12 protein-coding genes are annotated in these 12,258 nt (G+C 68.4%); 8 read left to right on the top strand and 4 right to left on the bottom strand.

Translation table 11 applies throughout. The features are described 5' to 3' along the window. Nucleotides 1-118 precede the first annotated feature (118 nt). Nucleotides 119-850 carry a GntR family transcriptional regulator gene (locus tag CLU95_RS05715; protein ID WP_099791238.1) on the top strand — a complete coding sequence of 244 codons (732 nt, stop codon included), beginning with the start codon at nucleotides 119-121 and terminating at the stop codon, nucleotides 848-850. 9 nt (nucleotides 851-859) lie between these two features. Here the strand turns inward: CLU95_RS05715 and CLU95_RS05710 are convergent, their stop codons facing one another. Continuing rightward, a complete protein-coding gene (locus tag CLU95_RS05710) occupies nucleotides 860-1,726 on the bottom strand; it encodes a MurR/RpiR family transcriptional regulator (protein ID WP_099791236.1) in 867 nt (288 codons plus the stop codon). 202 nt (nucleotides 1,727-1,928) lie between these two features. Between CLU95_RS05710 and CLU95_RS05705 the strand changes: the two genes are divergently transcribed. The 3 genes from CLU95_RS05705 to CLU95_RS05695 all read left to right on the top strand — a co-directional run bounded on the left by CLU95_RS05705 (nucleotide 1,929) and on the right by CLU95_RS05695 (nucleotide 5,053). After that, a complete protein-coding gene (locus CLU95_RS05705; protein WP_099791234.1) occupies nucleotides 1,929-3,263 on the top strand; it encodes an aspartate aminotransferase family protein in 1,335 nt (444 codons plus the stop codon). A 45-nt stretch (nucleotides 3,264-3,308) separates the two neighbouring features. Further along, nucleotides 3,309-4,226: a transporter substrate-binding domain-containing protein gene (locus CLU95_RS05700; RefSeq protein WP_099791232.1), complete on the top strand. Its 918-nt coding sequence runs from the start codon at nucleotides 3,309-3,311 to the stop codon at nucleotides 4,224-4,226. Nucleotides 4,227-4,408: 182 nt separating this feature from the next. Further along, the gene (locus CLU95_RS05695) at nucleotides 4,409-5,053 is read left to right on the top strand and encodes an aspartate/glutamate racemase family protein (protein WP_099791230.1); all 645 of its coding nucleotides are present in this window, start codon (nucleotides 4,409-4,411) and stop codon (nucleotides 5,051-5,053) included. Here CLU95_RS05695 and CLU95_RS05690 read toward each other — a convergent pair. Continuing rightward, nucleotides 5,045-5,902, bottom strand: coding sequence for a hypothetical protein (locus CLU95_RS05690; RefSeq protein ID WP_099791228.1), 858 nt, complete (start codon nucleotides 5,900-5,902; stop codon nucleotides 5,045-5,047). The genes CLU95_RS05695 and CLU95_RS05690 overlap by 9 nt on opposite strands. Nucleotides 5,903-6,084: 182 nt before the next feature. On the opposite strand from CLU95_RS05690, the gene CLU95_RS05685 reads away from it, so the two are divergent. Beyond that, complete coding sequence (locus CLU95_RS05685) at nucleotides 6,085-6,909, top strand: undecaprenyl-diphosphate phosphatase (RefSeq protein WP_099791226.1); 825 nt, start codon at nucleotides 6,085-6,087, stop codon at nucleotides 6,907-6,909. 10 nt (nucleotides 6,910-6,919) lie between these two features. Here CLU95_RS05685 and CLU95_RS05680 read toward each other — a convergent pair whose 3' ends face one another. Then, nucleotides 6,920-7,729, bottom strand: coding sequence for an IclR family transcriptional regulator (locus CLU95_RS05680; protein ID WP_099791224.1), 810 nt, complete (start codon nucleotides 7,727-7,729; stop codon nucleotides 6,920-6,922). Nucleotides 7,730-7,841: 112 nt separating this feature from the next. Between CLU95_RS05680 and CLU95_RS05675 the strand changes: the two genes are divergently transcribed. The 3 genes from CLU95_RS05675 to azu all read left to right on the top strand — a co-directional run bounded on the left by CLU95_RS05675 (nucleotide 7,842) and on the right by azu (nucleotide 11,737). Next, nucleotides 7,842-8,825, top strand: a complete 984-nt coding sequence (locus tag CLU95_RS05675) for a Bug family tripartite tricarboxylate transporter substrate binding protein (RefSeq protein WP_099791222.1) — start codon at nucleotides 7,842-7,844, stop codon at nucleotides 8,823-8,825. A gap of 10 nt (nucleotides 8,826-8,835) precedes the next feature. Beyond that, nucleotides 8,836-11,184: a cytochrome P450/oxidoreductase gene (locus tag CLU95_RS05670; protein ID WP_099791220.1), complete on the top strand. Its 2,349-nt coding sequence runs from the start codon at nucleotides 8,836-8,838 to the stop codon at nucleotides 11,182-11,184. A gap of 100 nt (nucleotides 11,185-11,284) precedes the next feature. After that, nucleotides 11,285-11,737, top strand: coding sequence for an azurin (azu, locus tag CLU95_RS05665; protein ID WP_099791218.1), 453 nt, complete (start codon nucleotides 11,285-11,287; stop codon nucleotides 11,735-11,737). A 30-nt stretch (nucleotides 11,738-11,767) separates the two neighbouring features. Here the strand turns inward: azu and CLU95_RS05660 are convergent, their stop codons facing one another. After that, entirely contained in the window at nucleotides 11,768-12,172 is a 405-nt protein-coding gene (locus tag CLU95_RS05660; RefSeq protein WP_099791216.1) for a group III truncated hemoglobin, read from the bottom strand. Nucleotides 12,173-12,258: the final 86 nt, after the last annotated feature.

Below are 12,258 nucleotides of genomic sequence, written 5' to 3'. Positions count from 1 at the left end.
AATTCTCGAAAAAGTCGCCAGAACGGTATTTTTACGGAAATCGGGGATATGAAGCTTCGATACGCCGCCGTACCATGCGCGCGGCCCGCTTCGGGCCGTCCCCTGTTTCCGACGTTCGATGACCCCCCCAGATCCCTCGCGGACGCGCGTGCTGTCCGTGGCCGACACGCTGCGCACCCGCATCTTCGATGGTGCGATTGCCCCCGGCGCCCACCTGATGGAGATTTCGCTCGCCAACGAGCTTGGCGTGTCGCGCACCCCTGTGCGCGGCGCGATGGCGCGGCTGGCCGACGAGGGGCTGCTGGTCTACCACCCGCAGCGGGGTTTCCAGGTGCGCCGTTTCGACGCCAAGGACGTGTTCGACGCCTTCAGCGTGCGCGCCACGCTTGAAGGCATGGGCTGCCGCCTGCTCAGCGAGCGCGGTCTGGGCGGCGAGGCGCTGGCCGACCTGACGGACATGGTCGACGAGCAGCACGCGCTGCTGCACGCCGACGGCGACTGGACCGACGAGCGGGCCGACCAGTGGCAGGACCTGAACCAGGCTTTCCACCGCAAGCTGCTGTCGCTGGCCGACAACCGCTGGCTCAGCGAGGCCGTGGAGCGCGCCTGCCAGCTGCCCGTGATCTTCGACAGCCGCGCGCGTCCGCATAAGCGCGACGCCGCCATGCTGATGTACCGGCACGGCCAGGCCCTGCAGGCGCTGGAAGAGCACCGCTGCATCGTCGAGGCGCTGGGCCGGCAGGAAGCCGCCAGCGCCGAAGCGGCCATGCGCGAGCACATCAACGCCAACCGCGACCTCTTGGTGCTCTACCTGCGCCAGAGCGCCGGTCGCACCCGCGCGCTGGCCTGATCCAGCCCCTTAGCCGCCGCGCGCCACCGGCGCCATGAGGTACGCCCCCGACTCGAACAGCTGCGCCTCGGCCTGGTCGATGCGCCGGATCACCGGCTTGCCCGCGCGGCTTGCGAGCAGTTCGACCAGCGCTTCCGTCACGGCCACGCCGGCCGCCACCGATGGGAAGAACGACGGGCTGTGGATGGTGAAGAGCAGCGTCTCGTCCGCCAGCAGCGACAGCGGCGAGGTCACGCTGTCGGTGATCGCCACGATGCGGCAGCCGGCCGCCTTCGCGGCTTCGGCCACCTGCAGCGCCTCGCGCGAGTAGGGCGCAAAGCTCGCCACCACCAGTGCGTCGCCCTTGGCGAAAGCGCGCTGCTGCATCTCGAGCGAACCGCCCTGGCCGTCGACCAGGTGCACGCTGGTGCGAAAGAGCCGGTACACATACACGAACGAGAACGCGATCGGAAAGCACGCGCGAAAGCCCGCCGCATGCACGGTCGGCGCTTTCTCGAGCAGCACGCAGGCCTTGAGCAGCGCCGGCCCGCTCTGCTGGTGCGTGAGTTCCAGGTTGCGCCGCTGCACCTCGAACATCTCGCCCGTCAGGCCCTGGTCGGCGGCGCGGCCCACCAGCTGCTTGGCGCGCACGCCATACGTTTCGGTGCCCAGGCCCATGTCGGCGGCGAAGGCCTCCTTGAGCTGCGGCCAGCCGTCGAAGCCCAGGTGCTGGGCGAAGCGCACCAGCGTGGCCGGCGTGCTCTGCGCGCGCGTGCCGACGTTGCGCATCGAGCCCGTGACCACTTCGTTGGGGTGGTCGAGCACGTAGCGCGCGACCTGCTGCAGGGCAGGGCTCAGGTCGTTGAAGCGTTGGCGGATCAGTTCTCGGGTGTTCATCCAAATACCTTCGTGCTTCGCACTGCGGTGCGAGCTTGCTTGGGGCGGCCCGGCGCGGCGCTCATGGCGGTGTCTCTTTTCGTGCGGTGTCTGGAACGAATGTACCGGAGCAGGGAAACCCCGGGAGTTGACGGAACAAATGTTCCAAACAATAATTCGGCCGAAACGTTAGTTCCAAAACCGAATCCAGTTGCCAGCCGACATGACGCACGTCTTCCACCGCCACCTTCGCCAGACCCCGCCCGTTGCCACCAGCGCGCAGGGCATGTTCATCCGCGACGCCGACGGGCGCGAGTACCTCGACGCTTCGGGCGGCGCGGCCGTGTCCTCGCTCGGCCATGGCCACCCCGAGGTGATGGCCGCCATGCACGCGCAGATCGACCGGCTGGCCTACGCCCACACCAGCTTCTTCACGAGCGAGGTGGCCGAGCAGTTGGCCGACGAGCTCATCGGTTCCGCCCCCGGCGGCATGAGCCACGTGTACCTGGTGAGCGGCGGCTCGGAGGCCGTGGAGTCGGCGCTGAAGATGGCGCGCCAGTACTTCGTGGAAATCGGCCAGCCGCAGCGCACCCACTTCATCGCGCGCCGCCAGAGCTACCACGGCAACACGCTGGGCGCGCTCGCGGTGGGCGGCAACGCCTGGCGGCGCGAGCCCTTCGCGCCCATCCTCGTGCCGGCCACGCATGTGTCGCCGTGCTATCCGTACCGCGAGCAGCGCGCCGACGAAAGCGCCGAGCAGTACGGCCTTCGCCTGGCGGCCGAGCTGGAGGCGGCTATCGTCGCGCAGGGCGCCGACCGCGTGATCGCCTTCGTGGCCGAGACCGTGGGCGGCGCCACCGCCGGCGTGCTCACGCCCGTGCCGGGTTACTTCAAGGCGGTGCGCGCCGTGTGCGACACGTACGGCGTGCTGCTGATCCTCGACGAGGTGATGTGCGGCATGGGCCGCACCGGCTCGCTGCATGCCTGCGAGCAGGAGGGCGTGGCGCCCGACCTGATGACCATCGCCAAGGGCCTGGGCGGCGGCTACCAGCCGATCGGCGCGGTGCTGGCGCAGCGCCGCATCGTCGAGGCCATGTCCAAGGGCAGCGGCTTCTTCCAGCACGGTCACACCTACCTGGGCCATCCGATGGCCTGCGCGGCGGCGCTCGCGGTGCAGCAGGTGATCCGCCGCGACGGCCTGGTCGCCAAGGTGCGCGACGACGGCGTCGCCTTCGGCGCGATGCTGGCCGCGGCGCTGGGCGACCACCCGCACGTGGGCGACATCCGCGGGCGCGGCTTCTTCTGGGGCGTCGAGCTGGTGGCCGACCGCGCGAGCAAGCGGCCCTTCGATCCGTCCCTGGCCGTCAACGCGCGCCTCAAGCAAGACGCGATGGCGCGCGGCCTGCTGTGCTACCCCTTCGGCGGCACGGTGGACGGGCGCCAGGGCGACCACGTGCTGCTGGCACCGCCGTATATCGCGACGCGCGACCACCTGCAGGAGATCGTCGCGCGGCTCACGGCCTCGGTCGATGCGGTCACGCGCGGCGCGACGCGCTGAGCCACCGCCCCCTTTTTCTTCAACCGCCGTTCCGAGGAGCGTTCCATGCCCCAGCTTCGTCCGTCGCTTTCCATCGCCGCCGCCGCTTTCGCGCTGGCCTTTGCCGCATTGCTGCCGACCACCGCCGCGCAGGCGCAGGCCGCCAACGACACGCTCGCCAAAATCAAGGCCAGCGGCGCCATCACCTTCGGCTACCGCGAGGCCTCGTTCGGCTTCTCGTACCTGGACGGCAACCTGAAGCCGGTGGGCTACAGCATCGAGATCTGCAACCGCATCGTCGAGGCGGTGAAGACCGAGCTGAAGCTGCCCGCCCTCGACATCAAGTACCAGGCCGTGACCTCGGCCAACCGCATTCCGCTGGTGCAGAACGGCACGGTGGACATCGAGTGCGGCTCCACCACCAACCTGGTCGAGCGCCAGTCACAGGTGGCCTTCTCACCGGACATCTTCCGCTACAACGTGCGCACCTTGGTGAAGGCCGATTCGGGCATCAAGAGCATCGCCGACCTGCAGGGCAAGACCGTGGTCACCACCGCCGGCACCACGTCGTTCCGCCTGCTGCGCGCGGCCGACAAGGGCCGCAGCCTCGAGGTCAACCAGCTCTCGGGCAAGGACCACACCGACTCGTTCCTGCTGGTCGAGAGCGGCCGTGCGCAGGCCTTCGTGCTCGACGACATCCTGCTCGCGGGCCAGATCGCCAACGCCCGCAACCCGAAGGATTTCGTCATCACCGGCGAGAGCCTGCGCACCGAGAACCAGTCGCTGATGTTCCGCAAGGACGACCCGGCCTTCAAGGCGCTGGTGGACCGTGTGGTCTCGGGCATGATGAAGTCCGGCGAGATGGACAAGCTCTACAGCAAGTGGTTCATGTCGCCGATTCCGCCCAAGGGCATCAACATCAACTACCCGCTCAATGCCGAGACGAAGGAGGCGTTCGCCAACCCGTCGTCCAAAGGCATATGAGAAGGTGCGAACGAACCCGCCATGTCCGCTCATCCCGCCCAGACACGCCCCCTCGGCGTTGCAAATGCTCGCCATAGCCCAAGCTATGCCTGCGCTTTGCGCCTTGAGGGGACGCGCCTGGGCGGGCTGCTCGGCCACGCCGGATTCATTCACACCTTCTGAGCGTTTCGATTTCTGACTTCATGACACGCATCGCCCTCATCCACGCCCTCTCGCACTCCGTCGCCCCCATCAACGAAGCCTTCGCACGCGACTGGCCCGAGGCTGTGCGCATGAACCTGCTGGACGACAGCCTCTCGGCCGACCTTGCGCGCGACGGCAAGGGGCTCGACGCAGTGATGCACGAGCGCTTCCAGCGGCTGGCGCAGTACGCGGTGGACACGGGTGCGCGCGGCATCCTCTTCACCTGCTCGGCCTTCGGGCCGTGCATCGAGGCGGTGGCGCAGCGGCACGCGGGCATTCCGGTGCTCAAGCCCAACGAGGCCATGATCGAAGAGGCCGTGCAGGGCGAAGGCCGCCTGGGCCTGATCGCGACCTTTGCGCGCACGCTGGAATCGATGCCACCGGAGTTTCCTTCGGGCATGGCGCTCGAGCTGGCAATGGCCGAGGGCGCGCTGGCCGCGCTCGATGCGGGCGACACGCAGCGCCACGATGCGCTCATCGCCGAACAGGCGGCCGCCTTGCGTGCGCGTGGCTGCACGCGCATCGCCCTGGCTCAGTTCAGCATGGCGCGGGCGCGTGGCGCCTGCGAGGCGGCGAGCGGCCTGCCGGTGCTCACGACGGTCGACAGCGCGGTGCGCGCGCTGCGCCGCCGTGCCTCAGTGTGAGCCGCCGTTGCCGACGACCGTGACCAGCGTGGTCATCGCCACCTGGGCTGCTTCGCCGCGCCCCAGCGGACGGCCCGGGCCGGCGTTGCCGCTGTCGGTTTCCAGGCCCTGCGCCAGGCGCCGGTAGATGTCCGACGAGGGCATGGTCGCCGCGGTGCCGAGCGCGTCGCAGTAGGTGTCGGTGAGCACGGCGGCCAGCCGTTCGCGCTGCGCGTCAGTCAGCATGGGTGCATCGGCGGCGAAAACCGACGCCACGCAGTGCATCAGGTAGGCCTGCGTCTCGAGCGAGAAGGCCTGCTGGCGCACGTAGTCTTCCACCGCGTGCCAGAAGAGGGTGTCGGAGGTGCGGCGCCAGCTTTCGAGCACCTTGCGCGACTTGGCGACCAGGTCGGCGTGCGCGTCGTGCGGTTCGGCCGGGCGCAGCGCCAGGCCCTGCAGCGTGAGCGCGGCCACCGGGCCGGCCGCGCCGAGCAGGAAGCTCCAGAACTTCCAGCGCGCAAACCATTTCTTGTCGTGGGCGGGGCCCAGCGGCTCCAGCAGCCGGAAGTCGATGCACAGGGCGGCGTCGGCCTGCAGGCCGGAGGCCATGCGGTCGGCCTCCACGTGGCCCTGCGCGACGATGCAGGCGCTGGCGCCGCAGTGGTCGATGTCGGCCAGGCGCTGCGTCAGCTGGCGCAGCTCGTGGGTCGAGGCGCCGGTGGCTTCGGCCACGCGCAGCATGCCGTGGCACTGCTCCCGCTCCCGCTGGCAGGGGCTCTTGAGACGGTCTTCGACATGGTCGTCGAGCGTCGAGGGGCGTTCTTCAGCGACGCACGCCTCGAGTTCACTCCCGGTGGTGAACGTTGACATGGATGCTCCTTCGGACGCAGATGAATAACTGTTATCAATATGTATTAACGCGCCGGGGTCGAACATCACCTGAACTAGGTATTTCCGTGGGTCGGCTGCCTTGTGTTCCGTCGGCTGAACGGCGCCTGAACAGGGCCTGACCGAGGGGCTCGCCATAATTGCCGCTCTTTCAAGGAGTACGCGTGGATATCGTTTTGCTGGCCAAGGCCGCTGTCATGGGCATCGTGGAGGGTCTGACCGAGTTCCTGCCGATCTCGTCGACCGGCCACCTCATTCTTGCGGGCTCGCTGCTGGGCTTCGACGATGCCAAGGCCAAGGTGTTCGACATCGCCATCCAGACCGGCGCGATCTTCGCGGTGATCCTGGTCTATTGGCAGAAGATCCATTCGACCGTGGTGGCGCTGCCGCGCCAGCCCAAGGCGCGCCGCCTGGCGCTGAACATCGTCATCGGCTTCCTGCCCGCGGTGGTGCTGGGCCTCTTGTTCGGCAAGATGATCAAGGCGCACCTGTTCATTCCGACCGTGGTGGCCAGCACTTTCATCATCGGCGGCTTCATCATCCTGTGGGCCGAGAAGCGCCCGCCGGGCTCGGTGCGCGTCGAGCACGTGGACGACATGACACCCTGGGACGCGCTCAAGGTCGGCCTGGTGCAGTGCTTCGCGATGATCCCCGGCACCAGCCGCAGCGGCTCGACCATCATCGGCGGCATGCTGCTGGGCCTGTCGCGCCAGGCGGCGACCGACTTCTCGTTCTTCCTGGCGATTCCGACGCTCATCGGCGCGGGCGTGTACAGCCTCTACAAGGAGCGCGCGCTGCTGTCGGTGGCCGACATTCCGCTGTTCACGGTGGGCCTGGCCTTCTCGTTCATCAGCGCGTGGCTGTGTGTGCGCTGGCTGCTGAAGTACATCAGCACGCACAACTTCATTCCGTTCGCGTGGTATCGCATCGCCTTCGGCATCGTGGTGCTGGCCACGGCGTGGACCGGCGCGGTGGTCTGGGCGGAATAAGCCCGCAGCTTCAGGCCGCCGCGCCCAGCAGCGCGCCGGCGGCCTTCGCCTCCCGCCGCACGGCGATGGCGATCGGCCCGTCGATCGACGGGTCGAACCCGCCCGTGGCACCCAGTGCAGTGATCACGGCGCACACCCTTCCCGCGTAGTCGTACACCGGCGCCGCCACGGCGCTGATGCCGCGCAGGTAGGTGTCCTTCACGATGGCGCAGTGCGCCTGCTGCACCTCGCGGCGCAGGGTGCCGATGGGGTCGGCCGCGTCGAGCAGCGCACGCATGTCCTCGGTGGCGTCGGCCAGTTCCTGCTCGGCCAGCGCCACCACGCGCGACTCGTCGAGCAGGCCCAGGAAGGCGCGGCCGGTGGCCGACCACAGCATCGACATCACCGAGCCGGCGCGCACGTTCACCGTCACCGGCAGGCCCGGCTCCTCGAAGCGCACGATGGTCGGGCCCTTGTTGCCCATCACCGCGACGAAGCAGGTCACCTCCAGCGATTCGCGCAGGCGGATCAGGCAGGGCTCGGCCGCGCGGATCGGGTCGGCCTGGCGCATGGCGGCCAGCCCGATCTGGATCGCCTCGGGGCCCAGGTAGTAGTGCTGCGAGGCGGTGTCCTGGCGCACCAGGCTTTCTTCCATCAGGCTCGCGAGGTAGCGGTGCACCTTGGCCGGGCTCTCGCCCACGTGGGTGGCCAGGGCCGTGAGGCTGCTGCGCCCGCCCAAGTGCGCCAGGCCCTTGAGCACGGCCATGCCGGTCTCGGCGGACTGCACGCGCTGGCGGCGCTCGCGGGGAGGGGAAGAAGGTGCTTCGGCGGGGGAGGTCATGTCGTCGGCATCTTAGGTGGCGGCCCAGGTGGCCGGGTAAACCCGTGGATTGGTGATTACGCAATGCGTATGATAATTACGCAATACACAATATCCACTCCGGAGACACCCGATGAAGATGCACTTCGCCCGCGGCCTTGCGGTCCTGTCCCTCGCTGCCCTGGCCACCGCCGCCAGCGCCCAGACTGCCCAGACCGCATTCCCCGCCAAGCCGATCCGCTGGCTCGTGCCCTATGCGGCCGGCGGCGGCTCCGACTTCCTCGCGCGCACCGTCGCCCAGACGCTGTCGACCCAGGTCGGCCAGCCGGTGCTGGTGGACAACAAGCCGGGCGGCAACACCGCGCTGGCCGCCGCCGAAACCGCACGCGCCCCGGCCGACGGCTACACCGTGCTCTCGGCCGACAACGGCACGCTGGTGTTCAACCCGGCGCTGTACAAGTCGCTGAGCTACAGCCCCACCAAAGACCTGGCGCCCGTCACGCTGATGGGCAAGTTCCCCATGATCCTGGTGGTCGGCGCCAACTCGGGCTTTGCCACCGCCAAGGACTTCATAGCGCAGGCCAAGGCCAAGCCGGGCGGCATCAACTACGCCTCGGCCGGCGCGGGCAGCCCGCACCACCTGGCGATGGAGCTGCTGAAGGTCGAGGCCAAGCTCTTCATGGTCCACGTGCCGTACCGCGGCGCAGCGCCCGCGCTGGCCGACGTGGTCGGCGGGCAGTTGCCGGCCATGATGGTCGACATGGCCGCCGGCGCCGGCTTCATCAAGGGCGGCAAGGTGCGCCCGCTGGCCGTGGCCAACCCCACGCGCCTGCCGCAACTGCCCGATGTGCCCACCTTCGCCGAGCTCGGCTACAAGAACGTCGAAGCCGCCGCGCTGGTCGGCGTGGTGGTGCCCGCAGCCACGCCGGCCGACGTGGTGAACACGCTCAACCGCCAACTGGTGGCCGCCATCCACGAGCCTTCGGTGAACAAGCGCATGGTCGACTTCGGTGTCGAGCCCGTGGGCAACACGCCCGCGCAGTACACCGAGCTGCTCAAGGCCGAGACCGCGCGCTGGCACAAGCTGATCCGCGACCTGAAGATCACGCTCGACTGAGTCTGCTGCCATGTCCGATACCGCCATGCCATCGCGCACTTCAGGTTGCCCCGTCGCGCACGGAGCCTTGTCCTCGCACAGCACGCCCACCGGCTGCCCCGTGAGCCAGCGCGCCGCCGAGTTCGATCCCTTCGAAGACGGCTACCAGCAAGACCCGCCCGAGTACGTGCGCTGGGCCCGCGAGCAGGAGCCGATCTTCTACAGCCCCAAGCTGGGCTACTGGGTGATCACGCGCTACGACGACATCAAGGCGGTGTTCCGCGACAACCTCACCTTCAGCCCGTCGAACGCGCTGGAGAAGATCACGCCCACCGGCGACGAAGCCAACGCCGTGCTCGCAAGCTACGGCTTTGCGCTCAACCGCACGCTGGTGAACGAGGACGAGCCGGCCCACATGCCGCGCCGCCGCGCGCTCATGGACCCGTTCACGCCCGAGGCGCTGAAGCACCACGAGCCGCTCGTGCGCGAACTCGCGCGCAGCTATGTCGACCGCTTCATCGACGACGGCCGCGCCGACCTCGTCGACCAGATGCTGTGGGAAATTCCGCTCACCGTGGCGCTGCACTTTCTTGGCGTGCCCGAGGAAGACATGGACACGCTGCGCAAATACTCCATCGCGCACACCGTCAACACCTGGGGCCGCCCCAAGCCCGAGGAGCAGGTGGCCGTGGCGCACGCCGTCGGCAACTTCTGGCAGTACGCCGGCAAGGTGCTCGACAAGATGCGCCAAGACCCCGACGCGCCCGGCTGGATGCAGTACGGCATCCGCAAGCAGATGCAGCACCCCGAGGTCGTCACCGACTCGTACCTGCACTCGATGATGATGGCCGGCATCGTCGCCGCGCACGAGACCACCGCCAACGCCACCGCCAACGCCGTGAAGCTGCTGCTGCAGCACCCGCAGGTGTGGCAGGAGCTGTGCGACGACCCGGGCCTCATTCCCAACGCGGTGGAAGAGTGCCTGCGCCACAACGGCTCGGTGGCCGCCTGGCGCCGGCTCGTCACGACAGACACGCAGGTCGGCGGCGTCGACCTGCCGGCGGGCTCGCGCCTGCTGATCGTCACCTCGTCGGCCAACCACGACGAAGGCCACTTCGCCGATGCTGACCTGTTCGACATCCGCCGCGACAACGCCAGCGACCACCTGACCTTCGGCTACGGCTCGCACCAGTGCATGGGCAAGAACCTGGCGCGCATGGAGATGCAGATCTTCCTGGAGGAGTTCACGCGCCGCCTGCCGCACATGCGCCTGTCGGAGCAGCGCTTCAGCTACGTGCCCAACACCTCGTTCCGCGGCCCTGAGCACCTGTGGGTCGAGTGGGACGCGCGCGCCAACCCCGAGCGCGCCAACGCGGGCCTGCGCGACGTGCAGGTGCCGGTGCGCATCGGCGAGCCGTCGGCGCACGCCATCGCGCGGCCCGTGGTGGTCGAGCGCGTGACGCCGGTGGCCGACGGCATCGTGCGGTTGCGCCTGGTGTCGCCCGACGGCAAGCCGCTGCCGCGCTGGACGCCGGGCTCGCACATCGACGTGGAATGCGGCACGCCCGAGCTGTCGCGCCAGTACTCGCTGTGCGGCGACCCCGACGAAGCCCACGCGCTGGAGATCGCCGTGCTGCACGAACCCGAAGGCCGCGGCGGTTCGGCCTGGGTGCATGCGAACGTGAAGGTGGGCGACCGCCTGCGCATCCGCGGCCCGCGCAACCACTTCCGGCTCGACGAGTCGTTGCCGAAGGCGATCTTCATCGCCGGCGGCATCGGCATCACGCCCGTGAGCGCGATGGCGCGGCGCGCGAAGGCGCTGGGCATGGACTACGCGCTGCACTACAGCGGTCGCAGCCGCGCCACCATGGCCTTCGTCGACGAGCTGGCCGCGATGCACGGTGAGCGCCTGCACGTGCATGCGGCCGATGAAGGCCGACGCAACGACCTGCGTGCGTTGCTGGCAACGCCCGTGCCCGGCGCACAGGTCTATGCCTGCGGCCCGCTGCGCATGCTCGAAGCGCTCGAAGACTGCTGCGCCGCATGGCCTGAAGGCGCGTTGCGCGTCGAGCATTTCGAATCGACGCTGGCCACGCTCGACCCGTCGAAGGAACATGCCTTCGAGGTGGAGCTGAAAGACTCCGGCCTCGTGATCACCGTGCCGCCCGGCCAGACCTTGCTGACGGCGCTGCGCGCGGCGAATGTCGATGTGCAGAGCGACTGCGAAGAGGGCCTGTGCGGCTCGTGCGAAGTGCGTGTGCTGGCCGGCAAGGTCGATCACCGCGACGTGGTGCTCACGCGCAGCGAGCGGGATGCGAACACGAAGATGATGGCTTGCTGTTCTCGCGCGTGCGACGGGCGGCTGGTGCTCGAACTTTGAGTCCTTTCGCAGGGCGCATTGATCCATCGCAAGTGTGGCGCGTCACGCCCATCGCACAGTGGGGCGTGCCGAATCGGCACCTCACCGAAGGAACCATGTGATGAAGACGAGAACCACCGCGGCCCTGCTTTTCACGGCGCTGCTCGCCGGCCCCGTGCTGGCCGCCACCTGCGACATCGAAATCGAAGGCAACGACGCGATGCAGTTCAACAAGACTGCCATCGCGGTGCCGGCCAGCTGCAAGCAGTTCACCGTGAAGCTCAAGCACGTCGGCAAGCTGCCCAAGGCTTCGATGGGCCACAACTGGGTGTTGAGCAAGGCCGCTGACGCACCAGGCGTGGCGACGGACGGCATCGGCGCAGGGTTGGACAAGGCCTATGTGAAACCGGGCGATGCCCGTGTCATTGCCCATTCGAAGGTCATCGGCGGCGGCGAGACCGATGCCGTGAGCTTCGACGTGGCCAAGCTCAAGGCGGGAGACAGCTATGCGTGGTTCTGCTCGTTCCCGGGCCACGCATCGCTCATGAAGGGCACGCTGACGCTGGTCAAGTAGTCCTGCCCGGCCACGCCGGCGCGCAGCGGTTCAGCCGTGAACAAGCGTGGCGGGCGGCGCGTCGGGATGGCGGCTCATCTGGTAGCCCATCCACAGGCTGCGCGCGATGCGCTCGGCCATGACCACCGCTTGCCCGGCCATCGCCTGATTCGGCTGGGCGGCGGCGGTCTCGCGAAACAAGACCAGCCAGTGCTGGAACAACTCGGCCGTCAAACCGGGCAAGACCACATGCTTGGGCATGGGCGCGCCGCTGAAGCGTCCGGTGCGCAGGAGCATGGACGACCAGAAGTCGACCAGCTTCACCAGGTGGCCATCCCAGTCGCTGATGTGCCTGTCGAAGAAGGGGCCGAGCACCTCGTCCTTGCGCACCCGCGCGTAGAACGCATGAACCAGGCGAGAGATTTCGTCCTCGCTGCACAACGCCTTGCTGGCCATCGATGGTCACTCCTGGCTGGCCGACGACAGACTTCAAGAGTTTGAAGTCGAATGCCTTGTCGGTTCCGCAATATCGCCACCCGAGG

Origin of the sequence: Variovorax sp. 54, from assembly GCF_002754375.1 — a bacterium.
Lineage (GTDB): Bacteria > Pseudomonadota > Gammaproteobacteria > Burkholderiales > Burkholderiaceae_C > Variovorax.
The sequence above is the reverse complement of the archived record's forward strand: the minus strand, read 5'-3'. Positions and strand labels throughout refer to the sequence as shown.

Excerpts from the sequence above, each read along its gene's own strand:
- CLU95_RS05715 (WP_099791238.1), top strand. The coding sequence starts at position 119 with ATGACCCCCCCAGATCCCTCGCGGACGCGCGTGCTGTCCGTGGCCGAC.
- CLU95_RS05710 (WP_099791236.1), bottom strand. The coding sequence starts at position 1,726 with ATGAACACCCGAGAACTGATCCGCCAACGCTTCAACGACCTGAGCCCT.
- CLU95_RS05705 (WP_099791234.1), top strand. The coding sequence starts at position 1,929 with ATGACGCACGTCTTCCACCGCCACCTTCGCCAGACCCCGCCCGTTGCC.
- CLU95_RS05700 (WP_099791232.1), top strand. The coding sequence starts at position 3,309 with ATGCCCCAGCTTCGTCCGTCGCTTTCCATCGCCGCCGCCGCTTTCGCG.
- CLU95_RS05695 (WP_099791230.1), top strand. The coding sequence starts at position 4,409 with ATGACACGCATCGCCCTCATCCACGCCCTCTCGCACTCCGTCGCCCCC.
- CLU95_RS05690 (WP_099791228.1), bottom strand. The coding sequence starts at position 5,902 with ATGTCAACGTTCACCACCGGGAGTGAACTCGAGGCGTGCGTCGCTGAA.
- CLU95_RS05680 (WP_099791224.1), bottom strand. The coding sequence starts at position 7,729 with ATGACCTCCCCCGCCGAAGCACCTTCTTCCCCTCCCCGCGAGCGCCGC.
- CLU95_RS05675 (WP_099791222.1), top strand. The coding sequence starts at position 7,842 with ATGAAGATGCACTTCGCCCGCGGCCTTGCGGTCCTGTCCCTCGCTGCC.
- CLU95_RS05670 (WP_099791220.1), top strand. The coding sequence starts at position 8,836 with ATGTCCGATACCGCCATGCCATCGCGCACTTCAGGTTGCCCCGTCGCG.
- azu (WP_099791218.1), top strand. The coding sequence starts at position 11,285 with ATGAAGACGAGAACCACCGCGGCCCTGCTTTTCACGGCGCTGCTCGCC.
- CLU95_RS05660 (WP_099791216.1), bottom strand. The coding sequence starts at position 12,172 with ATGGCCAGCAAGGCGTTGTGCAGCGAGGACGAAATCTCTCGCCTGGTT.